Below are 24,047 nucleotides of genomic sequence, written 5' to 3'. Positions count from 1 at the left end.
GTGGTCGATACTCAAAGATGTCAATCTCGGGCAGCCCAACTCACGACCCTCCCGGTCTGATGCGAGGCTTGGGTTGCCGGCGGAATTAGTCGAAGCTGCCGTGCAGGTACCAGTTTTGCCGGGTAAGCTCGCGGAAGATCCAGAAGCGATGCCCGGTAGTCGTTTCGACGCGATAATAATCACGCCGCACGGCTCGCCGACGCCACCAACCGGTCTCGATGCGTTCCGGTCCCCAGTGACGTTCGACCTGGTGATGTTCTCCCTGCCAGCGAAACTGAATCGGAGGTCCATCCGGCATGACCGCCGTCACGTCGATCGGCGTCGGACTGCTTTGCAGTTGCCAGGGACGTTCCAGCGGACCGAACTCACTGCGGCGCGTGGTGCGGCGCGGCGGTTGACCTACTAAAGGTGTGTGACTGAAGGCCAACTCTGGCTGAGCATCGGCGACCAGTCGCGGCCGTACCACGGCATCGCGTCCCAAGCGACTCGCCAGCCGATCGACCAGGCCTGAAATCTCTTGCGAATGATCCGGTGGGGCGCTGGAGTCTTTCCAAGACATCTCTTGAAACAAAGACTGCTGACGCTTCTCGAGCCGGGCGAACTGCACCACCTGCATCGTGACCTCTTGAATCGGTCCCGGAATGCGGATGCGTTCAAACTGGGTATCGACCAGGCCACGCAGATGCTTGTTGCAAGACGAAGGACGAAACAAACCGACTTCAAACGAGGTCTCGCGACGGTTGGCCGTTTGCAAAACGCACGTCAGTTTCAACGCGCCCAGATCATGAGCCGCCAGTTGCTGCAGCAGTTGCGACAGCAGCCGCATCACCATCGTGTGAATGCTTTCGGGATGATCGGTCGGGTGCTCTAGTATCCACTGGGCGGCGAATTGCTGCGGTAAACGAGCGGCCTGCATCACCTCGGTTTTGTGTCCGAGTACCTGGTCGAGCCGCACTAGCGGTTCCATCCCCAAGCGGGCTTTCAGTTCGCCGCGTGGGACCTGCATCAGTTGACCGACGTGATAAAGCCCCAGCAAGTGCAACGTTTCGATCAGTGTCGCCGGAATACGTAACGCTTCGATCGGCAGCTGCCGGACCAGGCTCTCTTGTTCGGTGTCCGAGGAAACGAGCGTTCGCCCGGTTCCGTCGCGCTGGGCGAGTTCCGCTGGCGGATGATGCGCCAGCCCCCACGCCGTGCCGATGTTGCCTGCCAGGGCGAGCGAACTTTTCAAACCGATCCGGGCGAAGCCTTGCTGAACCTGGCACAGCAAGGAATCTTCTCCCCCGAATAAAGGAGCCAACCCACTGGCATCCAGCAGCAAGGTATCGGCCGGCTCGCGCTGTTCGACATCGACACAGGGACTAAATCGACAAGCCCAGCGAGCCAATTTCTCCAACGCTTCTCGATCGGCGGCGGGGTCGTAAGGACGATGCGTCATCGCCTCGGTTGCCGATAAGCCGCGTGCTTGCAGTAACGTGTTGACCTCGGCCACGGGCATACCAGGACGGATGCCCATCTGATAGCCCCGATCGCAGCAAGCCACCACGCATTGCCCGCGGCGCTCGACCTGGGAAAGGACCTGAACGCGGTCACGCTGCTCAGGCTCGCTGGCTTGCCAGCGTTGGATGGGCCAATTGGGAAGCCAGACTGCCAGAATACGCTTCATGAATCTCGCCCGTTTGCTCGTCGATTGTCAGATCTACCTTGCCATCTCCCAGATAGCCACGACACCGCAGCAGTTCCACGTGCAGCCCCCAACCACAAGCGGTTGGGCGAGGCGACACCTGCCAGCGAAGTTCGGCCCAGGAAGGGGATCCTCGAACTTCCGACGGACGCACCAGCAGCCCCAGACCATCGCTTTGCTCGGCCGCGAGTTGCAAGCGGCGATAGGCGTAGCTATCCATCTGACGCGGAAAGCCGAGCACCGCACCTACTGCCGGGCAACGCAAGGCTTGTTCTAAAGACCACAACGCCTGCTTCTCGTCGGTGGGACGAACCAGCACGATACGATTCAGGTCGAGCCCCATGCCGGAAAGAGCAGGGGAGTACAGCGTGCTGCCTCGGCGGGCTGATGAATCGACAATCACCAGCGTCTGCCCCGCGCGGCAAGCTTGCCGCGCCGCGGTCAGGGCCAGGTATTGGGCCCCGCTGCCAGCTCCCTCCGCCAACCATTCGATCAGGCTCCCTCGCAGCAAGCCTTCGCGTGGCAGCATCCGGTCTAAAGCCCGGCATCCGCAAGAGACCGTTTCTCGGCTGGCCGGCCGAGATCGCTCCATCTCACGCAGCTGGGCATTCAACTGATCGATCTTGGCCCGATCGGGGATCGTGGGGGTCGACAACATGGCGTGTACTCTCCTGCGAGACCAGAAACGAATTTCCCTTCGCTGGCACATGTATACATGCGTACACCATTCCTTGTCAATCATTCGGCGAAGGCTTTTCCCCGGAAAATTCCGACCTGACACGAATTTCAACTTTTCGATGTTTTTACCTAACGCCGGCTGGTATCATTCGGCCATATCTTCACCCCCCTAATTCAAATAGCCCCATCCCCCTATGAGAATAAATCAATCAACCGTGCCTTATTGGGTCTTCGCCTTCCTGATTCTGCTGCCTGCCAGCCTTCATGCCGAAGAGGAACTCCGCACGTGGACCGACCAGACCGGAAAGTTTCAAATCGAAGCGCGGCTGCACGAGGTGAAGGGAAACCAGGTCACCTTGCACACCAAAGATGGTCGCGAGATCACCGTTGCGATTGATGTCCTGAGCGAGAAAGATCAGGCGTTATTGAAGAAGCAGCCTGCCGCGAACCCATTCGGTGGCGGGACCATGCTCTCTAACAAGCCTGAACCCAAGCCAACCCCATCCGGGCCGCCGCAAGAGCTGCTAACCAAAGAAGCCATGCCGACCGAACTTCCGGTCGGAGGTCAGCCAATCGGCTTATCGATCAACAGCGAGCCTACGGCAATCGCGGCTGACCCAGGCCCGGCTGCGGCCACCTTCCATCCATTTTCGACCGAGCTTGAGAAGGTCGACGCCTACGCCAAGCTATCGCGGCCGGTCCTGGTCGAACCGGAGCAAGCGTTGTACGCCATCTCGGTACATCGCGTGGGGAATTCGGTTTCCCCTGATCACTTCGGAAGGTTGTACCTCGCTTCCCCTCAGCACCCTGAAGGTCAGGTGGTGCTCGATCTGCCCGAAACGCTGGTCCTGCTCGATCACTATCCGGCAACCGATCGCACGCTGATCGTTGTGGGTGTCGACAGCCCCAGCCAACGTGGCGGCGACCTGGTGCTGCTGGAAGGTCTTGCCGCTGGAACGCCGACCGCTCTGGCACGATGGCACTTGCCCGAATGGCAGAAGCCAGGTTTCAAGCCGAAAGTGGAATATGCCCGGCTGCTCGACAGCGAGAAGGCTGTCGTTCATATCAACAGCTCGATCTATGTCTGGGACCTGCAAGCTGGCAAATCGATCTTCACCATGAAAGATGCTCGCCCAGGCAAGCTGCAACTCAGTGGAGGCCAGCGTTATCTGGCAATTCCGTACCGAGGTGCCGTTTGCGTGGTCGATCTGAAAGAAGGAAAGCAACTTTGCGCATTGCCTTCTCCCACCTCGACAACGCCAGACGTGGCGTTCTCGCCCGATGGCACTAAGTTAGCCATGATTGCCGGAAATCAGTATCAGACCTGGAACTTGCCAGAGGCTCGCGTCGAACATGAAGGAACCATCGCGCAGACGATGGGAGTCCTCTTCGGATGGCTCGACAACGAACTGCTGCTGACGCAGTTGGGCGGACTAATCGACCCGGCGCTCGGCGCATCGCTCTGGCGTTATACGCTTCCCCCGGGGAACGAGACCCCAACCACACAGCCAGGCGGAGTGGTGATGCTCAACGGATCGTCGACCACGCCGAAATCGATGTTGGCAGTCGCGGTACCGCATGCCCCCGTCAAAGCAGTCCGCCAGAAACTGGCCGACGGAGGAGACGATATCTTCCTGACACGACCAGGGACAGAAGTCGCGTTGAAGGTCGAATCGCTGCCTGACGTCGACGAAAAGATCATCCTCGACGGGCTGAAAACGGCTGTCGAACGTGCCGGCTGGGTCGTGAATCCGGACGCCTCGATCGTACTCGTTGCGAAGATCGACCGTGCCGACGAAATCAACTTGAACTTCCGCTTTATCGGCGGTGCACCGGCCGGGGCTCAGCAAGCGGCTCGTCTGAAGCCTTACACCAACAGTCTCGAGATCCGTCATGGGGACGACATTCTGTGGAAGCGTCACCGCGAGAACATGGTGCCACGTCTCTTGCGGATTGAAGATGGCGAGACCGTGCAACAGGCCGTCACCCGTTATGAACGCGCCGACCCTGAGTACTTCTCGCGACTGCAGATCCCGCCCCGCATCTTGAAACCTGAAGTTTCGCAAAGCATCGGACGCAGCACGATCCAAGACCAGAAGTGGCAAGACTAACCGCCGACGCGACTACGCCGAGCCGGCTTCCATGTTGACCAAGATGCGGCCTGCTTCGACCTTCACCTCGAAACAGTCGAGGTGAATCGAGCTGAGCTGATGCTTGCCGCTGGTAACGTCATATTGCCAGCCATGCCAAGGGCAAGTCACGATGTTGCCACACAACTCGCCCTGTCCGACCGGGCCACCTTGATGCGCGCACATGCCATCGGTGGCGAAGAATCCATCTTCGGTGTGATAGATGGCCACCATCTGCTTGGCGGCTACCACTTCGATTGCCTGACCGACCGGACAGTCGGCTTCCGCGGCAACATCAACCCAGTTGGGCATTCGCAAATCCTTTCGAGGCAAGTCTAGTTGTTGGCGTCTTCGGGCTTCAAATGCTTGTCGAAGAAGTTCCGCGTTTCGAGCAGCATCTTGCGAAACGTTGGTCCGCTGAAGCCGTGTCCTTCGTTCTCGTACATCACCAGCTTCGAGTCGCGTCCCGCCTTTCGCAGAGCCGCATCAAAAGCAACCGACTGCTGATACGGCACCAGGGCGTCTTTGGCTCCCTGGAATGTCAGGATTGGCACGGTCTGGTCGTCGATATGCAGCAGCGGCGAGGCATCGATCTTTGCTTGCGTCGGGCCTTCACCTACAAATTCGTCGACCATCTGCTTCACGGCTGGATTTCCGCTGATCGCATCGGCGGTCGCTTTATCGCGAAGATCGGCCGGGCCATAAATATTCACGACCGCTTGCACGCGGGTCGACGTTTCGCCAGAGGCAGCCACGTCGGTTGTTCCCAACAGCGAAACCAGGTGCCCGCCTGCTGAGTCGCCAGCGGCCCCCATGCGGGAAGGATCGATGTTCAGCTTCTCGGCGTTCTCGCGGATCCAACGCACTGCCTGGCGGCAATCGTCGATCGCGGCCGGCCATTGATTGACTAGCTTCCCCTCGGCATCGCGACCAACCAAACGGTACGAGATGCTAACCGCGACGTAGCCATGCGGCACCAGGTGATGGGCCAGGGCAACTTCGGCTCCCGCTTGGCGATTTCCACCCCGCCAACCACCGCCATGCACCAACAGCACGACCGGAAGTGGTTCGGCCGATGTTTCCGCCGGCGTGTAGATATCGGCCATCAGTTCGACGTCGCCTGCTTTGCCGTAGACAACATCGCGGTCGACTTTCAGGTCGGCGGCAAACGGTGCCGAACAGCCAATCAGTACCAACAGCAAGGCAGAGAAGGGACGGATCATGAGTTGGGTTCCGGGACGAGAGATGGAGGAACGATGGGTCGTGAGGTCTGTTCTATTCTCACCCAACCCGCGGCGCCACTCAACTCCCTGGGGGCGACTAACCGTCGACCGGATTCTCAGGCGTTTCCAGCGTTAGTTGAAAGAATCCCAGATCGAGCCAGCGACCAAACTTGAACGCCGCTTGCGGGATCGTTCCCGAATGCTGGAAGCCAAGTTTCTGGTGCAGGCGAATGCTTCCGGTATTGCTCATATCGATTCCACCGATCAGCACATGCTTGCCTTGCTTCTTCGCGGCGGCGATGACCTGCTCGAGCAGCGCTTGCCCGAGCCCTTTGCCGCGATGATCTTTGTGGACGTAGACCGAATGCTCAACCGTGTATTTGTAAGCCGGAAACGGACGAAAGGTTCCGTACGAAGCGAACCCCATCAGTTGGCCGGCGTCGTCGATCGCTCCGATCACAGGGAAGTCGCCCAGACGTTTGTTTTCAAACCAGGTCACCATGCTTTCCGCTGGCCGCGGAAGATAGTCATACAGCGCCGTAGAATGGACGATCGCGTCGTTCAAGATGTCCAGGATCGCCGAGGCGTGTTCCTGGTAGGTGCAAGTGACAAACGTCATACAAGGTGGTCTTTGAAGCGGTGAAACGTTTTCAGGCCATCATAGCACAGGGCAGTCGTCCGCGCTGAGGCGGTCGGCCGAATCGCTGAATCTGCCGTACTGCAAAAAGTGAAGCACTTCGGCCTGGGCCTCTCGTTTCACCAATACCCAGTTGTGTCCACACCCCACCGTGATGTGATCGCGCTGGTTCGCGACAAAAGTACTGGCCATCGCCACCAAGGCATCTTGCCGGCAACCAATCACACCGATGTCCATGGAAGGAAACGGAGGCAGATGATGCACCAGACTTTCGGGGGCGGCCGAGATCTCATTCAGGGCAGGGCAGATGCCACGCAGTCCCATCCCAAACCAGCCAGCGACGAGCGAGCCATGGTTGGGTGGGGCCAGAAGCACCGCGCGGCCAGGTCGATTCCAGTTCATCTCGGCAAGGGTTGCTCGCAGGATGATGCCACCCATGCTGTGCGTGACGAAGTGGACGGGCTGGTCATCGTCGGCAAACGTTTCGAGAAACATCCGCAGTCGACGCGCGTGATCGCGGAGCCCATTGAAGGTGCTCCAATAGCCCCAACGCGTCGCCGTGAATTGGTGCCGAGTCAGATACCGGGCCAAGGGCCCCATCACGATCGTATTCGCGCCGATCCCATGGATTACCACCACCCGGCCCGACTGATAAACCAGGTCGGTGGTTTGCTGGGAAAAGGAAGAATCTGTCGCCAGGGAAGCAGGTTCGGTCATTGCAGGGGAAGATCTATCGTCCATTCGCCACAAAGTCAGGTACTACTGTATTGTAGGGTCCCGCGACCATTGGCAAGGGTTAACTCGCGCCTTGGCAACACGTTGAAAAACGACCCGTGCCATCAGGCGGAAGCAGCCTGTAAAAGTGCAGCTTCGAGCGAACTTTTCCTGACTGCTGCGAACATGAAACCACCTTACGCATCAGATGCCAATTTCCCGCGAGAGTTGCGGACAAATCGAAGTTTTACCGTCGCACATATCCCTACCGATGGGTTATTATGGAGGTCGATCGTCGTTGGATCGAAGACACTCACTTCAAGGAGTCTCGGATGCCCCGTTTTGCGTTAGCCTTGGTTTTGACTTTCTCGCTGCTGATGGCCAGTGGTGATTTGCATGCCCAGACAACGAACAACAGCCCGGGCTCGTCCGTTTCACTAGGCCAGGCTTTGACCGGGGTGCGTTGGCAAGGCCGGATGCCATCGGAAGCGGTCATTGGCGACAAGACACCGATCGTGATGGTCTACGCCTCGTGGTGCCCCAAGTGCAACGTCTGGTCCCCTGATGCCTTCAACCAGATTCGCGAATCGATCAAAGACAAGCCGATCGTGTTGTTTGCGATCAATGCTGACGAATCAACCCGCGGCGTGAACTACGCCTTAGAGCGTAATCTCGTGGGCCCCAACATCTTTCATGGCGACGATCCTTCGATCGTCAGACGGATGGGCCTCGACTCTGAGTTGTTCAAGTATTCCGTCTTCCAGGATGGCATGCAGTCTGACAGCGGTTCGATCGGGGCATACTTCCCCGGTCCCAACGATTCCAAAGACTTTGCCATCGCGCGAAAGCTGAAGACCGGCATGAACGGCGAGTTCTCGGTGCTCAGTCCCGACATGTCGGAAGGTTTGAAGCAACTGCTCTGGCCGGCTGAAGTCGGCAGCAAGCTGGACGAGCGTTCGCTACTCTCGATGCGGAAGAACATGGACGACGACCTGACCTCCGAGTTCAACTCGGCAGTCAGTGGCTTCCTCAATCGCCAGGTCGAAAAGATCAAGGCTTCCCGCGAAGGTTCGATGCCCGAGCGTCTGGCCGGATACGAACTAGCCGAACAAGTCGCCACCGACTTCAAGTCGACGCCCCAAGGACGCGCCTGTCGCGAGTTGGTCGATCAACTGAAGGAAGACGAATCCTTCCAGGACGAACTGACCGCCAAGAAGCTGTACGAACAAGGCATGCAGAAAGCGAACTCCGCCGTGACGCTTCGCCGCGCGATGGGTCGCGTGATCAGTCGCTATCCCGAAACGCACTTCGGCAAAGAGGCCCAGAAGGCGGTCGACTCGGCGAGCTAACCTGCTTCCAAGCTGGTGACGCCATAGATCCACCCATGGTCCAAGGCCGGCACCGGCCCCAGGTACATGCGCGTGCATTCGAAAACCTGCTGCATGCCAAACTCTTGACACATTGTCCACGCGTCCGGATTGTTGTCCGGCGCGTCGAGGAATACCGGACCGGTCTTCGCGCGTGCCAACGAAGCATTCATCAATTGCCGCGCAACGTTGCCATCGGCAGCGAACAATGGCCCAATCTTCCAGCCGCTGCGGCATGCTCTTAAAACGCAGTAACCTTTCAGCTCTCCTTGCTGATGAACGCCCAGCCAATGGACGCCTGGCTGCGAGGTCCACGCCTTCAAGTAAGCATCGCGCGGTCCCGGAAAGCCATGCTGGTCAAGCTTCGTTACAGCATCCCAATCAGCGGCGGAAAGCTCGACAACATCAGGAGTTTCCGCAGGCGAGACTCTCTCGGCATCGACGCTGAAGCGACAATGCCGCGTGAAGATCTCGAAGCCACCTTTATGATAGAACGGGATCATGTTGGTGACCGCGTCCATGCCGATCGTTCCGCCTGAATCCAGCCGCGATTGAAGTCGGTCGCGTCGAGCATACCAAAGCTGCCGCCCCAAACCTTGGCCACGAAATTCAGGCTTCATGATGAATAAGCCCATGAAGCCGTAGCTCGGCCCGTGATAGAACGCGCCACCAGCGCCCGCCATTTGACCGTCGACTTCGATCGCCATGAAACCTTCGGGATCGGTTTGCCAAAAGATTTCCGCATCGTGCAGGCCAGGGTTCCAACCTTCGCCAGCGGCCCATTCCACGAGTTCATACGCTTCGGCCTGGGTCGTGTTGCGGATGGTCATGATCGGGTTCCTTGAGGGTGACACATCGTCAATTGCGATCATTCTAGCCAGAAGCTTCACCGTTTGGGGAATGGCGGTACCTACTTGCCTCGCGCGGCGCCACGAAGTAGGGTCGAGGGAAACCATTCCCCATCCCGCCACAGGAAAACCTACCATGCGATCGTCGCTGACTCTCTTCTTTTTGCTTGCTTTGCTGCTGCCACTTGCAGGCTCAACAGTCTCGGCTCAGGAAAAAGACGCCGACAAAACCACGTGGCACGATATTACCACGTGGGGTGTCGAAGGACGCATTCTGCCCGATCAGGAACGTGCTCGCTGGTTCGACCGCTTGCCAGCTTCTGCCGAAGGCAAAGTAACCGACGCCGTGTGGAACCTCAGCCGTGACAGCGCCGGCATGATGGTCCGTTTTGAAACCGACGCCACCGATCTGCAAATTCATTACAAGCTGAAAGACGCGGGCCTCGCGATGCCACACATGCCGGCAACCGGCGTGAGCGGCGTCGACTTGTATGCCCGCGACAGCGACGGCAAATGGAAATGGGTCGCGGTGACCAAGCCCTCCAGCCAAGAGATGAACACGACCTGGATCAACGGTCTGGCCCCTGGCTACCGAGAGTACGCCGCCTATTTGCCGCTGTATAACGGCATCGAGTTTCTGAAGATCGGCGTGCCTGCCGATGCCAAGTTCAAAGGACTGGCCCCACGCGACAATCCGATCGTCTTCTACGGTACGAGCATTACGCACGGAGCATGTGCCAGCCGTCCTGGGATGGTGCATACCGCGATTCTCGGTCGCTGGTTCGATCATCCTGTTGCTAACCTGGGCTTCTCGGGCAATGGTAAGATGCATGAAGAAGTCGCCGACTACCTGGTGCAAGTCGACGCAGCTGTTTACGTGATCGACTGCCTGCCGAACATGAACGCTGAGATGGTCGAAAATCGAACCGTGCCGCTCGTGAAGCAGTTGCGAGCCGCCAAGCCAGAAACGCCGATCGTGTTGGTCGAAGATCGTCGCAACACGAACGACTGGATCTTGCCTGGTCGCAGCAAGCATCACACCGCCAACCATGCGGCGTTGAAGGCTGCCTACAAGCAGTTGACCGATGCCGGCGTGAAAAACCTCTATTACATCGAAGGGGACACGCTTTACGGTGACGACACAGAAGGGGCGACCGACGCCTCGCACGCCAGCGATCTGGGCTTCATGCGTCAGGCCGAAGCGTTCCGCCCGGTGCTGGAAGAAGCCCTCGGTTCGTCGAAGTAGGCACGTTACGCGTTACTCTGCCAGCCAAGGCACCGCCGGACAAACGATAGGATCGTCCGGCGAAAGATTCACACCAAAATGCTCGGCCAACAGGTCGAGCATTTCCTGTTTCGAACCGATCAGATGCTTCTTCGCCACGCCATTGGCGTCGCGTATCGAGAACTCGTCGTTCAGCATCGTCAAACGGACCCCATCCGGAGCGGCCCGGGAAACCATCAACAGGTTCCGGAAACGCGAGCCTGGATGCGTCGAGGTGAACCAGTTGGCCACTTCGCGATCGATCAGCGGCATCTCTTCCAGGGTCATCTCGTACAGATCTTGCCATTCACCTTGAAGCAGTGCCTGGTGATAGTAGAGCGAGCCAGACTTCACGATACGTCGCGTTTCGTGCGGGGTTGGTTGCGGTTCGTCCGTCACCAACCGCAAGGCGGCGGTCGGGCTAAGGCCACCAACCCCAACGTCGGCCAGCCACGACATGCCTTCCAGTTCGATCCGCACAATCAAGTGGGTCCGCGGCGTGACTTGCTCGCGCGGGTAGCCAATCTTGACCCGAGCACTCAGCGGCCGGACTTCGAACCCGAGCGTTTCCAGAGCGAGCAACAGCAGCCCGTTTTGCTCGAAACAGTAGCCACCCCGGCGATCGTGGATCAGCTTCTGCTGGATCGAAGCCGAATCAAGGCGGACCGGTCGCTGCATCAGGGGATCGAGATTCTCAAACGGAATCGTCAGAACATGTCGCTCGACAATGCCATGCAACGTCTCAACGCTGACCTCTCGTGATCCGGTGTAAGCGATCCGAGAAAAGTAGGCGTCTAGGTCCAATGGAGCTTCCGGTAGATCGGAAACAGGGGCTGAGATATTCAATGACACGACGGGAGGACTTTCTATCGAACCAGAAACCTAACTTAAGCAATGGGGCGACTTCGTTATACGACGACTTGTCATTCTTCTGACAGCCCCATCTAAATACCATGCGGCACTCATCTCTATTGAGCATCTTTGCGAGAATTGGTTCATTCACCCCCTAGTTGGCGCCCGCGAATCAGGTATTTTTACAATAAGACAAAGCTTTTTTTCATTGAAGGATTTTGGGGCCGACTTTAGACTGATAAGTGAACAGCCCATCTAGGGGCCCTTTCCACCTAGGTTTGACTGCGATTTGCTCGAAATCCTTATCCTCCTGCCTCATCTCTGCCCATTCGGCGCAGATTATTCATCCTTCTTAGTCCCCATAGGACAGCTATGGGGCGTTCCAAAGGGAAATCCTATGAGTCATCGCTGTGATTGGTTGCGTTCCGGCCGCAAAATGGCTGGTTTCACGCTGGTCGAGTTGTTGGTGGTGATCGCGATCATCGGTGTCTTGATTGCGCTTCTGCTGCCGGCCGTTCAACAGGCCCGTGAAGCGGCTCGCCGGATGCAGTGCACCAACCATCTGAAACAGTTTGGTTTGGCTTTGCATAACTATCACGATGTCCACCTGGCATTCCCGCCCGCCGTGATCAATCCGGGTTGCCTCGGTGGTGGTTCTTCGCCGTTTCCATCGAACATGAAAGATAATGTTCGCGACATCACCGGGCACTTGCTGATCTTGCCATTCCTGGAACAGGGCAACCTCCACGATCGCCTCGACTTCCGCAAACCGATGGGCCTTGCCGCGCATAGCGACACGACGACGCCCACCGCAGCCGACGCCGCAGCCAACATGGCCGCTTTGCAAGGAACCCGGATCGATATGTTCGCGTGTCCATCCGATCCGTTCGATCGCCCTGGGGCCAGCACCAGTTCCAACTATTACTACAGCCAGAACTATTACCGCACCAGTTACAGCTTTATGAACAGCGACTGGTCGGACCATGGCGACAACGCACGACTGCTATGGAATGCCCCAAACAATACTTCGGAACGTCGCCCCGTCTTCGGGATCAATTCTTCCGGTAAGTTTCGCGATGTCACCGACGGTCTGAGCAACTCGGTCATCGTCGGCGAATCACGGATGGAAAAGTACGATCACGACTGGGGCCCGTTCTGGGGAACGTGGACCAACACCTTCTGGCTGCGAATGTCCGAAGGGATCAACAAGCCTTATACGCCTCCAGATCCGCGTCCGTATGCACGTGCTCCGGGTAGCCACCATCCTGGCGGCTGCAACGCTTTGTTCGGGGATGGTTCGATCCACTTCCTGTCGGAAACCACCGACCAGAACACGTTGCTTTACCTCGCACGCATTGCCGACGGCAAAGTGATCAGCGACTACTAAATCTCACCGAGGCGGAACATGACGACCATTCAAGTAACGAAAACACTGGCCCAGGCCTGGCCGCTCGTCATCGCGCTGGCGGCCATCGTCGGGTGCTCTTCTGGCTACTCCAGTGGCGAGAAGCTGGCCCCGGTTACCGGGACCGTCACGGTCAACGGAAAGGCGATGGCCGGCATCAACGTGATGTTCGAGCCTGTCGAATCAGGCGGAGCTTCGCGCGGCACGACCGACGATGAAGGGAAGTTCGAGGTCTATTTCACCTTGAACGAAAAGGGGGCGATCCCTGGCAAGCACCACGTTCAGTTCGAGCTAAAAGGGGAAGGAGTCGACCCGAACCTGATCCCCAAGAAATATGCCTTCGGTTCCCCAGGAATCGAAGCCGACGTCGAGCCCGAAGGTCCGAATGTTTTCACCTTCGACCTGACCAAATAATCCAGCAACCGCTTGAGACGCCCCAACGGAGGTTTGCTGGGCAGCAGGCTCTGGTCTCCATCGATGCGGCGCCGCAGGACCTGCTTCTGCGGCGTTTTTTTGTGGGCATCGAGAAATTGCGTGGCTGCCAGAAGTTGCCGTCGCAGTTCCCTAAGCAGGGCCGGTATTGTCGGGGCAGTGACTCCGCGTGAAAACGATCGTCATGCAATCGCTTCCCGCTTTCATCATCGCGATACTGGTCGTTATCGCTAAGACGCACGTCGGTCGAGTCACAGCCCCGACTTAGGCCGGGGGAGAGCGGTTATCGCTTCGATAGCTCGATGGCGATATTGTTTTCTGTCGCTTCGACCGTTACCGGATCGCGCGGGGCCTGGAAGGCTCGCCACTTGATCGGTGGTCCAATCGCACGACCCGATTCATCTTCTTTCTGATCCGGTGGCATGTAGATCACCTGGTAGTTGCCTGGGGCGACACCATCGCCACCGGCTACTTGCAGCATGAACGAGCCATCGGAACCGATTTTGCCGAGAGCCGGCTTGATGCCTTCTTCGATTGGCTTAAAGACGATGCTGCCTCCATCGACTGTCTCGCCATTCGCGGTGACAACCCCCGTAACGCTCGCGTTGCCTCCACAACCAACGAGCGTTACGAGGGCGATCGCACTTACCAGTCCAAAAAGTTTTTGTCGCATTGTTCGTTTATCCATGGGAAACACGAAAGGCCTGCCAAGCAGGGCGAAACCGTTTCGTGGGAAAGTTTCAGGTTCAATCGAAACTCATCGCAGAGCGACCTGTGGGCAAGCCGCTCTGCGGAAGTTTGCCAGGCGATTAGAACTCGCCAATCACGTTGCCATCGTCGATCTGGCCGAGGTGATCGTACGCGTCCAGGTTGATGGTTTCGGCCAGGAAGTGAACCGAGCCATCGCCGAACAGGAACTGCGCTCCGCCTGGGTGCAGACTGCCGAAACCTTTGTCCCAAGCATCAGGATCACCTCCTGGACCGCCACCATTGGACAGATTGATCGGCACGCCATGCCAAGCTTCTCGCAGCGGCCCCCAGTGAGTCAGCGAAGAGCCAGAGGCACCCTTCGGGCTGCCAGCCCAAACTGGATAGGTTGGGTTCTCGCCACCAGGAGCAGATGAAATCCGGCCGCCACCCACTTCGCCGATAGCGATGCTGTTCGACAAACCGTCGGTGATGTCCGAGAACTTATTGATCGAAGTGATGAAGCGATTGAACATGCCGTTGCCATACGCATGTCCCCAGCCTAGGCTGCCGGCGTAGTTCGACTTACCACACTGCAGACCAATGTCAGTCGAGTTACGAACTTCGGCCAGGGTATCGGAGGGGCACATGAAGATGTCGATCGTATTGGCCTCTGGACCGGGAGTCGTCCAGACACCGTACATGCTGCAACCGCAATAGATCGAACCAGTCCGGCCGGTCGGGTCAGGCGGATAGTTGCCCGCTTCCTGCAGAATGGCATCCCACATCGGAGCCTGTTCAACGAACGGCAGAATGAACGTGCCCCACGTGTAGCCACCATGCCCCGTGCGGCTTCCGCCTGGGGGAAGATGATTGAAAGTATCGTGGAAGTTGTGTAAGCCGAGCCCCATCTGCTTCAAGTTGTTCGCACATTGCATCCGCCGAGCTGCCTCGCGGGCTTGCTGAACTGCCGGCAGTAGCAGCGCGATCAAAACACCAATGATGGCAATCACCACCAACAATTCTACGAGAGTGAAACCGCGTCGAAGGGAAGACAACCGTCGACAGGGCAGGGCGACGTGATTCATTGCGAGCTCCGAAGAGAATGAGAAAAGATGGGATGGGGCCGAATCGAATTCCTTCGGCTTCGTCAATTAATTATATCGAATCGACCTCTTTTCTCTTGAACATTTACTCCTCTGTTTGCGACAATGTCGTCGCACCGCTAGTTGCGGAAACCCGTTCACATTCGGGATTCTTGCCCTTAGCATCGGCTATAATTGACCTCTATCTACCCATACCAGGTTCCTGCTGACTACAGATCGACCAACGGTACCGCAGCACATCCCCTCGTTTTGCGACACCACCAGTCGGAGGTTTTTTACAACCGTTTTAAATTCGATTTAGTTTGATGTCTCATGGATACCGCAGAAAGCTTTTTCCATTACCTGCCGATCTCGGATCGTGATATGAAGCTTGGCTTCTATGTCACCGGCGGTGGGTGGGGAACGGTTCGGCCGAACTCAAACTATCCGCCGGACCAGCACCCTGGCGTGTACCAATTCTCTTGGGAACGCGGTCGCGAGCTGCCGGAATTTCAGATCCAATACATCAGCCAGGGGCGCGGCGAGTTCGAATCGACGGCGACTGGTCCGCTGGGTATCGAGTCCGATACGCTCTTCTTACTATTCCCTGGCGTCTGGCATCGCTACCGACCGATTCGCTCGGTCGGCTGGACCGAGCGCTGGATTTCGATCCACGGCGAATTCCTGCACCGGCTCTATGCCAACGGCACGATCTCGCCGGGCAAGGCTTTCACGCGACTTCGCCCCGATCAGGTCGGTCCCTTTCTAACGGCCTTCGACCGGTTGCTGGGAAGAATTCATGCCGACCCGATGGAGCACTCGCCCGCGGTGTGTGCCAATGCGATGGAACTGCTGACGCTGGCCCTGGAACGCCTTCCATCTGCCGACGATCTGGTCGCCGACTCGAAAGGACGTACGCACCATGTCGACGACCCAATCGTGAACCGGGCCCTCGATATCATTTGGACACGCAGCGACCGGCCCCTTTCGGTCAATCAGCTTGTCGCCGCGCTTCCCACCACGCGGCGAACACTCGAACGAAAGATCATGGCGGCGCTGGGGCACACAGTGCTCGACGAGATCAACCATTGCCGACTGTTCCGAGCGAAGCGGCTGCTCACCGAGACAAGTTTATCGGTGAAGTCGGTGGCCTACCTCGCGGGCTTCGGCAGTCAGGAACGGTTCCGGCGATTGATGATCGCGGAAGAAGGTTGCCCGCCTGGTGAATACCGCGCACGATTCCGCTCAGGCGAAACAAGCGGCAGCAATGATAAGAAGCGAGGCGAGTCTTAGGTCCCAAAGGGACGGGACTAGGCGCCCAGTTTCCAAAACTCGGGCTTCGTTTCCTTCACGATCTCGGCGATTGCCGCGCGATCGGTCTGGCTGAGATGGGCGAACTCGTCGCTCGCATCGCGTCCATCTAACACTTCCCGCAGTCGCCTGGAGATGGCGGTCTGCATGTTCAGCGGCAGCTCGTCGAAGGTTGTCGAGTAGATCATGTAGCTGCAAGGATACTTGAATAGCCGAGACTTCAGGTCGAGCTCTCGCAGTGATCGGCCTTGGCTATCCTTCTTGCCAGCGGCTTGAAACTCGGTAACGAACTGCGATGTCCCTTGGATGGGATCGGTCAACTTCGCTTCATCGGCAAATAGCATATAGCTGACCACCTTGTTGGCGGCCGTCGCGATGCGACGCTGCGTTGTTTCGCTCTCGAAGTCAGGGGAGCGTTCGAGGGCTTCGTTCATCACCTGATCGTGATGTGCCGACCGGCGCGCTTCATGGCTGGCCAGCGTCAGCAGGTTTTGCATCTGCAATTGATGTTCGAGCACCATCAAGGCGACGATATCGCTGTGCGGCGTCAAGTATTTGTCGACCTTGAACAGCTCGCTCAGGTCAGTCACGTTCGCGCCTGCTTCGCGATCGATGTTTTCCGGATCGTGGCGATCACGCGAGATGGCATTTCCCATGTGCCGCATTTTTCCATGCGTTCCGGTGACATACCATCCGCCCCAGCGTTCCGAGAGGGGGCTGGTTTGATCGGTGTTGAAAGTCCCGGCACCGTAGTGCGGCATGCCTCCGGCATTCACGAAGGCCGATCGCACCAGGCCGCCTGGCACGCGGTGGGTTCGCGACGAGGCGTGGCAAACGGTGCATTGGCCTTTGTCACGAACGAACTTGGGGGCCTCGTCGTTCTCTTGACGAAGCGTATAAAAGACTTCGCCCCGGACAGGGTCGGTGGTCATCACTTCGATCACGTCGCCACCTTGCACCCAGCCGATGTAAGAATGGTCGTTGTAATAGAGTGCCCGCGGCTTACGGGGCGAGATCGCCGAAAGCTGGAAGCTGGTTTTGGAGTAAACCAAGACCTGCGATTCTTCCGAGATCTCAAGCGCCTTGAGCACTGCCTGAAGGAAGCCATGCTCTTCGTCGTAGTCGAGCTGTGCGCTGCCGTCGTCCAGCCTCTTTTGCAACTCGGCGATTGGGTTATCGTCCGACGTTTCGCTATAGTTGATCGGAGGTTCGTCGTAGGGATCTTGTGCGAGCAACAACGTGGCCGCCACCAGCAGCAGCGGAATCGATAACCAAGCGTTCTTCATCACGGCACCTCGTCGAACGATCCCACGGCCCAGGAAGGGATTGGCTGGGCGAAGCGATTGTTTCCCCTTTTTCGCCAATCGAGCCAGGAAGGGAGTTGATATCTGCATATTAAGGTACACAATTAAACGTGCACGTCAAGGTAAACATTTTTCCTGCCTCGATACGGATTGCCGAGCCCCAGCCATGATCTCGAAAACTGCCGAATACGCTTTGAGGGCGATCGCCTGCCTCGCCACGCAGCAGTCGCATCTCGCTTCGGCTGATTGCCTGGCAGAAAAGACGAAGGTCCCGCGGCGTTACCTCAATCGTGTGCTGCAAGACCTGGCAGGGGCAGGGCTCGTTCGCTCGCGTCCCGGGCCTGGGGGTGGTTATGAACTGCTGGCCTCGACCGCCGAGATCACCATTTTGAAGGTCATCGACGCGGTCTCGCCGCTGGAACGAATCCGCTCGTGCCCGCTGGGTCTCCCTTCGCATCAACAGCTTTGCCCGCTACACGCGGAGCTCGATAAAGCATACGCCGCCACGGAAGCGGCATTTCGCGACGTGACGATCGAGCAGCTTTTGAACTCGGCGAACCCGAGCATTCCTCTTTGCGATTTGGGAACCGCCAAAGCAGAAGCCTCAGCCGAAGGTGCTCCGGTCAGCTAATTATTCGGCCAGTCGATCAGTCGCCGCATCGGCATCGACCAGATCGCCATCGCGCCGATCATGTTCTCCAGAATCGCCTCGGCCCAGGTCGCTCGTTCCGGATCGAGATAAAACAGATCGACCGCCAGCAGAACGGCAAGCAGTGTCCCAACGCCGGCGTAAAGTGCCATCTTTCGACGGGCATGACGATACAAGGGCTTCCAAATCTGAACGTACATCACCAGCAGGTAACCTAAGACGAGCGCCGCTCCGAAGATGACCTCGTCCCAGAGAACCAGCCCCCAGATCCCAACGCCGACGCCCCCTAGCAGCATCGCCGAAAGCACTCGACTGCCATACCGTTGCCAGCGTCCCATCGCCAACGAACCGAGGCGATGCCAGGAAACCAGTCCGTCGAGAAGCGGCAGCAAGAAGGTATCGGTCAGCCCCGCGATCAGCAGCAGCGGCAAGATACTCAGCAGCCAGGCCACCGCCGACAAGTGCCCCAGCAGCGACCACACCATGCCATAGGCCACGATGCCGTAAATCACCTGCACGATCGTCTTGCGGCTCTTGGTGATTCGTTCCTGCCACCTCACGTGACCGACCGCCCAACGTGACAAGGGTGACCGCGCCTTCAGCGTTTCGAGTAAACCATCGCGAGCACGGCGCATTTGCGGACGAAGCCGCAGGGCACTCTCGAAGTGATATTGGGCTTCGTCCCAGCGGCGTTGATGCAGTCGGCACCAGCCGACCCAGCTATGGACGCGACCTTCTTCCGGTTCCAGTCGCAGCGCTTCGTCGAGATCGATCACCGCTTTATCGAACAGCCCGAGATCGAAGTACGATGCCCCGCGCAGAAAAAAGCCTTCGTAGTTGTCGGGCTCGATCGCTAACAACTTATTGGCATGCGCGATCGCCCGCTTTTCGCGATTGGTGTAGAAATCGCACCAACCAAGCAGTGCCCGGGTTTGGACATCTTGCGGTCGGAAGCGGAGTGCCTCGCGCAGTTCGATCCGCGCTTGGTCGTAGTCTTCTATCCGGTAATAGACCAGCGCCAGGTTGAAGCGGTACGGAGCGCTCTCTGGCGAAAGCTCGACCGCCTTTCGCGCATGGTACAAGGCATCGTCATGCTTCTTCAGGTTCGAGAAGCAAATGCCCAGCCGGCTATGGGGCCAACCACTTTCGGGATCGACCGCCATCCATTGCAGAAACTGCTCGATCGCCGCTTCGTAACGCTTCGCCGTCATCAACATCTCGCCGCGACGACGAAAGTTTTCCCCGGGATCGAAAGGAGGGGGACGTTTTTCCACGTTCATTCAGGGCCAGATCGTTTCCAACAAGCAGGGGGAAATCCACCTCAGTTTAAACGGCTTCGCCGTTAGAGGCTATCACTTCGCATCGCAGACCTTCCGCCGAAAGCAGTGACTGCTGTGATCGTTGACGATGCCGACGGCCTGCATCCAGGCATAAACGATCGTCGGCCCGACGAACTTGAAGCCGCGGCGTTTCATGTCTTTCGAGATCACGGCGGATAGTTCGGTCTGGGCTGGCACCGTTTTGCCATCGCCCCGCAGCGACTTACCATCGGTGAACGACCAGCAGTATTGGTCGAACGATTCGCCCTGATCGAGCATCTCGCAGTAGATCTTCGCCCCTTGAATGGTCGCGGCGATCTTGGCCTTCGAGCGGATGATGCCTGGGTTCTCGAGCAACTTGGCGACCTTGGCCTCGTTGAAGCGGGCGACCTTCTTGGGCTCGAAGCCTGAAAACGCTTTGCGGAAGGCCTCGCGTTTCTTCAGCACTGTGATCCAGGCAAGCCCGGCCTGAAAGCCTTCCAGCACTAGCATCTCCCACAGCATGCGGGAATCGTGCTGGGGAACGCCCCATTCTTGATCGTGATAGGCCTGCATGTCAGGGTCGTTTCCGGCCCAGGCACATCGCTTCGGCGGACTGGTTACGGGCATAACGCCTTCTTGAAAGTCGTAAGGGGCGGCGAGCAATCGGGCGGCTTGGTTGCCGCCGGGGTGCCGGATCGGGTAACTTGTTCGACAACAACCATCGATGATACGCGAACACGTCGTTCCAGAAACCATCTGACCAGGCTATTTCTTCCATGATCGTCACCGAAAAAGATAGTTGGCTCCGCATGATCTTCGCCGTTCATGGAACGACGTTCGATAAGATCTGGCCTCGTTTTCTGGTGGTGGTTTCGTTTTCGATCGTGACGACGCTGATCTCGTATTACTTTCCCGATCATAAGTTCACGCTGACGATGGCGCCATTCACGGTGGTCGGCCTGGCCATCGCCATCTTCCTTGGTTTCCGCAACAATGCCTCGTATGACCGTTACTGGGAAGGGCGCAAGCTGTGGGGCCGGATGGTGAATGTCTGCCGCAGCTTCACCATGCAGGTTAACACCTTGGTTGACGGAACCAATCCTGACGCGAACGCCACGGACGAAAGCGTGACTGTCGCCCAGCGACGCCGCATGATCGAACTGACCATTGCCTATATCAACGCGGTGCGACATCGTTTGCGCGATACGGATGCCACCGACGAGTTAATGCTACGTCTGCACGACGATCCGAAACTGCAAAGCTATTTGGCACAAGACAACATTCCGGCTGCGGTCGCGGCAGAGATTTCCAACTGCATTCAAGCGGCCTGGAAAAGCGGGACGCTGAATACCTATCACGTGCCGATCTTGCATACCAGCCTGACCGAGATGCTGGCCATTCAGGGAGGGTGCGAACGCATTCGCAGCACGCCGATCCCGTTCACTTACAGCGTGCTGACCCACCGCACGGTGCTGTTGTATTGCCTGGCACTTCCGTGTGGCTTGCACGACACGGTCGGCCTGCTCACCCCGGTGGTGGTCGGGCTGGTTGCTTATGCGTTCCTGGGTCTGGACGCCGTTGGCGACGAGATCGAACAGCCATTCAGCGTCGACGACAACGACCTTCCGCTGCTGTTTCTGACAACGATGATCGAACGCAACATGCGGCAGATGTCCGGCTACCCTGCGGAAGAATTGCCTGCCCCAGTCGAACCGGTTGATCACCTGCTGATCTAGCGACAACTTGGACAAAACCACCATCGGCCGAATAGCACGAGCACAACGGCCGACGCGATCGCAAGACCGGCGAACTTGATGTCGGTCATCACAACCTTAAGCAACAAGTAACCATCGGCGTCTTTTAGCGCTTTCCACTGGCAGAAGTTCTCGACGTAGTCGGCTACTACCGTGAAGGCTGGCAGCAGATAAAAGCCCCAGGGTGCCTTGAAAAGAACCAGCAAGCCGCAGAGGAAGCTTCCATAGACCAGCGGAAACAGCGTATCCGCGTAAAGCGTCATCTGCAGATGCGCGGTCTTCTCGGCCTCGGTCATCCGGTCGATCGCTTTGCGGCAACCATCGACGGTAAATGTTGAATCCAGCTGGTTATTTGCCCCAATGTAATTGGCCGTCCAGAGTGTCATTCCGGTGAACATCACCACCGTAAGAACCGCCAGGACGGTCAGCGTAATCTTCAGCATGACCTGGCTTTCTCTTCATTGCCCACCGGACAGGCGGTTCTTGTCATCTGGACTGACCTTGGCATTTATTTTGAGGTTTTCATAGACATACATAACTGACCTGATAGTCTGTTATGCCATGACATGATGCTGTTATGACACAAATATCATGGGGTGGCCAGCCAATGAAGAACATTGTTGTGTGCTGCGATGGAACGTCGAATGGTCTCGTAAACGACCCAACGAACGTCTTGCGATTCTACCGCTCGCTCGAGCGAAACGAAGAACAGCTTGCCTACTACGACTCCGGAGTCGGAACCTTGCCCAACCCTGGCATGCTGACCCAAAAGGGACAACGGGCCAGTCGAATCATCGATATGGCGATCGGTTCCAGCGTCGAGAATCAGGCCTGCAAAGCCTATCGATTTCTCGTGCGACACTGGGAACCAGGCGATCGGATCTACTTGATCGGCTTCAGTCGTGGGGCCTATGCCGTAAGAGCCCTTGCCGGAATGCTGCATAGCCTCGGTATGGCTCGCCGAGAACTGGAACACCTCGACGCGCTGGGGTGGACGGTCTATTGCGAAGGAGAGTTCCGCGCGGCGGCGAATTTCCGATTTGCGTTTTCACAAGAGGAGCGACCGCGGGTCCACTTCATGGGAGTCTGGGATACCGTGAGCGCATTTGGCAGTTTTACCAACTATCGAACGCTTCCTTACACGGCTGATAACGAATCGATCGATCATATTCGTCATGCCGTCGCGTTGGACGAGCGACGGACCTGCTTTCAGGCCAATTTGTTTCGTCCCAAGAAGGCGGACCAGCACCAATCGTTCGAGGAGATCTGGTTCCCCGGATCGCATGGCGATGTGGGGGGTGGCTACCCTGAAGAAGAATCGGGGATCGCGAAGGCCACACTTCAGTGGATGTATCAGGAAGCGACCGCGGCCGGGTGTCAGCTAAAGCAAGATACGGTCGACTTCTTTCTGGGACGTAGCGATCAGAAACATCCGCAAACGAAGCCCAACATTGACGGCACGGTCCACAACTCTACCCGTGGAGTCGTTTGGAACCTGTTAGAGTTCATGCCACGAAGGCAATGGAATCACGATCTGAAACCCGAGCGGATGTCGTGGTATTCCCCGAATTTATATCGCCGGCGAAATGTCCCCAAGGACGCCAAGCGATACGACCAGGTGCCGTGGCTTGGCGGACCAACGGATGAGGCGACCGGCTAGGCGGCCTGGGCGACGCGGGCCGCTTCCTTTTTTTCCTGTTCCTTGCGGCGTTTGGTAGCCGGGCGGTCGTCTTTCCAACGGTTGTGGACCCACCAGTATTGTTCGGGGTCGCGGCGGACGACACGTTCGAGCATGTCGTTGTACCACTGGGTAACTTCCTTGACCCCTTTGGCTCCGTCGCGGGCCGGGTCGTAGATGCCTTCGACGCCCATTTCAAATTGCATCGGGCCGCCAATGCGTCGCATGTAAAGGAACACGACCGGGGCGCCGCTAGTCATCGAGAAGACGCTGATCGCTTTGTGGTACGAAGCAGGTCGGTTCATGAACTCGACCCAGCAACCCTTGGGACCGGCGTTCTGGTCGCACAATAGAGCGAGCGTGCCGTTCTGTTCCAGCACCTTCTCGATGTACGGAGCACTTCCTTGCTTCGGCAGAATGATCTGACCGGTCGCGCTGCGGAACTCTTCCAAGTACTTATGCAGAAACGGATTGTCGAGCGGCCGGGCGACGGTGTAAGTCGGGAAGCCGAGCAAACCGGTGCAGTAGCCCATCAGCTCGAAATTGCCGAAGTGGCCGAGGAGAACGACCACCGGGCGACGTCCCAGGGCTTGTTCGATCTGCACATGTATATCGTGCATCTGAATCGACTTGTGCCAGTTGGTATCGTGCAGCTTTCGTGGAGCGTGAGCGATTTCGCAAACCATCAGGCACAAGTGGTACCAGCTTCGACGGGCCAGCTTGTGGCGCTGGTCGGCGGTCAGGTCTGGGAAGGCGTGTTTCAAGTTCTGGTCGACCAACTTGCCGCGGATCTTCAACACGTCGTTGGCGAGCCATGCCAGGAACTTCGAGGCCCGGGCACAGACCGACAGAGCCGTTGCCTGAACGACGCAGATAAAGATGCGCACAATCAGGTAAACCAGATAATCAACTACAAGCTTGGGCCTCATTTCGCCTCCCTGCGATGCTTGGCCGATGGGTCAAAAGGTCGGGCATATTCTGGAGAATTCCCGACTTCCGGGAAAGACCAAAACGACGAGCAGGGACCTGTTGATTGACCTCTCAT

The 24,047-nt window shown here is 57.7% G+C and carries 24 protein-coding genes; 9 read left to right on the top strand and 15 right to left on the bottom strand.

Translation table 11 applies throughout. The features are described 5' to 3' along the window. Nucleotides 1-85: 85 nt before the first annotated feature. Both ABD890_RS01170 and ABD890_RS01165 read right to left on the bottom strand, forming a co-directional pair. Nucleotides 86-1,666, bottom strand: coding sequence for a Y-family DNA polymerase (locus ABD890_RS01170; RefSeq protein ID WP_345084730.1), 1,581 nt, complete (start codon nt 1,664-1,666; stop codon nt 86-88). Continuing rightward, the gene (locus ABD890_RS01165; RefSeq protein ID WP_345084727.1) at nt 1,599-2,342 is read right to left on the bottom strand and encodes an ImuA family protein; all 744 of its coding nucleotides are present in this window, start codon (nt 2,340-2,342) and stop codon (nt 1,599-1,601) included. The genes ABD890_RS01170 and ABD890_RS01165 overlap by 68 nt, the downstream gene beginning before the upstream one ends. 235 nt (nt 2,343-2,577) lie before the next feature. Between ABD890_RS01165 and ABD890_RS01160 the strand changes: the two genes are divergently transcribed. Beyond that, nucleotides 2,578-4,473 (top strand): SHD1 domain-containing protein, encoded by a 1,896-nt coding sequence (locus tag ABD890_RS01160; protein ID WP_345084724.1) that lies wholly within the window; start codon nt 2,578-2,580, stop codon nt 4,471-4,473. Nucleotides 4,474-4,485: 12 nt separating this feature from the next. On the opposite strand, the gene ABD890_RS01155 is transcribed toward ABD890_RS01160, so the two are convergent. The 4 genes from ABD890_RS01155 to ABD890_RS01140 form a co-directional block, all read right to left on the bottom strand. Beyond that, complete coding sequence (locus ABD890_RS01155) at nt 4,486-4,803, bottom strand: Rieske (2Fe-2S) protein (RefSeq protein WP_345084720.1); 318 nt, start codon at nt 4,801-4,803, stop codon at nt 4,486-4,488. A 23-nt stretch (nt 4,804-4,826) separates the two neighbouring features. Continuing rightward, a complete protein-coding gene (locus tag ABD890_RS01150; RefSeq protein ID WP_345084717.1) occupies nt 4,827-5,714 on the bottom strand; it encodes an alpha/beta hydrolase fold domain-containing protein in 888 nt (295 codons plus the stop codon). Nucleotides 5,715-5,811: 97 nt separating this feature from the next. Further along, complete coding sequence (locus ABD890_RS01145; protein WP_345084714.1) at nt 5,812-6,333, bottom strand: GNAT family N-acetyltransferase; 522 nt, start codon at nt 6,331-6,333, stop codon at nt 5,812-5,814. A 39-nt stretch (nt 6,334-6,372) separates the two neighbouring features. Continuing rightward, nucleotides 6,373-7,068 (bottom strand): esterase/lipase family protein, encoded by a 696-nt coding sequence (locus tag ABD890_RS01140; RefSeq protein ID WP_345084711.1) that lies wholly within the window; start codon nt 7,066-7,068, stop codon nt 6,373-6,375. Nucleotides 7,069-7,397: 329 nt separating this feature from the next. Between ABD890_RS01140 and ABD890_RS01135 the strand changes: the two genes are divergently transcribed. Further along, a complete protein-coding gene (locus ABD890_RS01135; protein ID WP_345084709.1) occupies nt 7,398-8,414 on the top strand; it encodes a hypothetical protein in 1,017 nt (338 codons plus the stop codon). Here ABD890_RS01135 and ABD890_RS01130 read toward each other — a convergent pair. Then, entirely contained in the window at nt 8,411-9,262 is an 852-nt protein-coding gene (locus ABD890_RS01130) for a GNAT family N-acetyltransferase (RefSeq protein WP_345084706.1), read from the bottom strand. The genes ABD890_RS01135 and ABD890_RS01130 overlap by 4 nt on opposite strands. A 154-nt stretch (nt 9,263-9,416) precedes the next feature. Between ABD890_RS01130 and ABD890_RS01125 the strand changes: the two genes are divergently transcribed. After that, nucleotides 9,417-10,526, top strand: coding sequence for an SGNH/GDSL hydrolase family protein (locus ABD890_RS01125; protein ID WP_345084703.1), 1,110 nt, complete (start codon nt 9,417-9,419; stop codon nt 10,524-10,526). 12 nt (nt 10,527-10,538) lie between these two features. Here ABD890_RS01125 and ABD890_RS01120 read toward each other — a convergent pair whose 3' ends face one another. Further along, nucleotides 10,539-11,396 carry an arylamine N-acetyltransferase family protein gene (locus ABD890_RS01120; protein WP_345084700.1) on the bottom strand — a complete coding sequence of 286 codons (858 nt, stop codon included), beginning with the start codon at nt 11,394-11,396 and terminating at the stop codon, nt 10,539-10,541. Between the two features lie 397 nt (nt 11,397-11,793). On the opposite strand from ABD890_RS01120, the gene ABD890_RS01115 reads away from it, so the two are divergent. Together ABD890_RS01115 and ABD890_RS01110 are read left to right on the top strand one after the other, a co-directional pair. Beyond that, the gene (locus ABD890_RS01115) at nt 11,794-12,783 is read left to right on the top strand and encodes a DUF1559 family PulG-like putative transporter (protein WP_345084697.1); all 990 of its coding nucleotides are present in this window, start codon (nt 11,794-11,796) and stop codon (nt 12,781-12,783) included. 18 nt (nt 12,784-12,801) lie between these two features. Next, the gene (locus ABD890_RS01110; RefSeq protein ID WP_345084694.1) at nt 12,802-13,215 is read left to right on the top strand and encodes a carboxypeptidase-like regulatory domain-containing protein; all 414 of its coding nucleotides are present in this window, start codon (nt 12,802-12,804) and stop codon (nt 13,213-13,215) included. Nucleotides 13,216-13,516: 301 nt separating this feature from the next. Here the strand turns inward: ABD890_RS01110 and ABD890_RS01105 are convergent, their stop codons facing one another. Then, on the bottom strand, nt 13,517-13,906 hold the full coding sequence (locus tag ABD890_RS01105) for a hypothetical protein (protein ID WP_345084691.1): 390 nt from the start codon (nt 13,904-13,906) through the stop codon (nt 13,517-13,519). A 136-nt stretch (nt 13,907-14,042) separates the two neighbouring features. Beyond that, entirely contained in the window at nt 14,043-15,008 is a 966-nt protein-coding gene (locus ABD890_RS01100; RefSeq protein ID WP_345084688.1) for a DUF1559 family PulG-like putative transporter, read from the bottom strand. A gap of 330 nt (nt 15,009-15,338) precedes the next feature. Here ABD890_RS01100 and ABD890_RS01095 point away from each other — a divergent pair, with 330 nt between their 5' ends. Further along, the gene (locus ABD890_RS01095) at nt 15,339-16,298 is read left to right on the top strand and encodes an AraC family transcriptional regulator (protein WP_345084685.1); all 960 of its coding nucleotides are present in this window, start codon (nt 15,339-15,341) and stop codon (nt 16,296-16,298) included. 17 nt (nt 16,299-16,315) lie between these two features. On the opposite strand, the gene ABD890_RS01090 is transcribed toward ABD890_RS01095, so the two are convergent. After that, nucleotides 16,316-17,602 (bottom strand): hypothetical protein, encoded by a 1,287-nt coding sequence (locus tag ABD890_RS01090; protein WP_345084680.1) that lies wholly within the window; start codon nt 17,600-17,602, stop codon nt 16,316-16,318. 184 nt (nt 17,603-17,786) lie between these two features. On the opposite strand from ABD890_RS01090, the gene ABD890_RS01085 reads away from it, so the two are divergent. After that, nucleotides 17,787-18,251 carry an RrF2 family transcriptional regulator gene (locus ABD890_RS01085; protein ID WP_345084677.1) on the top strand — a complete coding sequence of 155 codons (465 nt, stop codon included), beginning with the start codon at nt 17,787-17,789 and terminating at the stop codon, nt 18,249-18,251. On the opposite strand, the gene ABD890_RS01080 is transcribed toward ABD890_RS01085, so the two are convergent. Both ABD890_RS01080 and ABD890_RS01075 read right to left on the bottom strand, forming a co-directional pair. Further along, a complete protein-coding gene (locus ABD890_RS01080; RefSeq protein WP_345084674.1) occupies nt 18,248-19,549 on the bottom strand; it encodes a tetratricopeptide repeat protein in 1,302 nt (433 codons plus the stop codon). The two genes, ABD890_RS01085 and ABD890_RS01080, sit on opposite strands and share 4 nt — an antisense overlap. A gap of 72 nt (nt 19,550-19,621) precedes the next feature. Further along, nucleotides 19,622-20,197 carry a DNA-3-methyladenine glycosylase I gene (locus ABD890_RS01075; RefSeq protein WP_345084671.1) on the bottom strand — a complete coding sequence of 192 codons (576 nt, stop codon included), beginning with the start codon at nt 20,195-20,197 and terminating at the stop codon, nt 19,622-19,624. 149 nt (nt 20,198-20,346) lie between these two features. Between ABD890_RS01075 and ABD890_RS01070 the strand changes: the two genes are divergently transcribed. Further along, on the top strand, nt 20,347-21,306 hold the full coding sequence (locus tag ABD890_RS01070) for a bestrophin family protein (protein WP_345084668.1): 960 nt from the start codon (nt 20,347-20,349) through the stop codon (nt 21,304-21,306). Here ABD890_RS01070 and ABD890_RS01065 read toward each other — a convergent pair. After that, nucleotides 21,303-21,767, bottom strand: coding sequence for a hypothetical protein (locus tag ABD890_RS01065; protein ID WP_345084665.1), 465 nt, complete (start codon nt 21,765-21,767; stop codon nt 21,303-21,305). The genes ABD890_RS01070 and ABD890_RS01065 overlap by 4 nt on opposite strands. A gap of 164 nt (nt 21,768-21,931) precedes the next feature. Between ABD890_RS01065 and ABD890_RS01060 the strand changes: the two genes are divergently transcribed. Then, nucleotides 21,932-22,984, top strand: a complete 1,053-nt coding sequence (locus ABD890_RS01060; RefSeq protein WP_345084663.1) for a T6SS phospholipase effector Tle1-like catalytic domain-containing protein — start codon at nt 21,932-21,934, stop codon at nt 22,982-22,984. Here the strand turns inward: ABD890_RS01060 and ABD890_RS01055 are convergent. Continuing rightward, nucleotides 22,981-23,931 carry a lysophospholipid acyltransferase family protein gene (locus tag ABD890_RS01055; protein WP_345084659.1) on the bottom strand — a complete coding sequence of 317 codons (951 nt, stop codon included), beginning with the start codon at nt 23,929-23,931 and terminating at the stop codon, nt 22,981-22,983. The two genes, ABD890_RS01060 and ABD890_RS01055, sit on opposite strands and share 4 nt — an antisense overlap. Nucleotides 23,932-24,047 lie beyond the last annotated feature (116 nt).

Origin of the sequence: Bremerella cremea (assembly GCF_039541315.1) — a bacterium.
In the GTDB taxonomy this organism is placed as follows: Bacteria; Planctomycetota; Planctomycetia; order Pirellulales; family Pirellulaceae; genus Bremerella; species Bremerella cremea.
The sequence above is the reverse complement of the archived record's forward strand: the minus strand, read 5'-3'. Positions and strand labels throughout refer to the sequence as shown.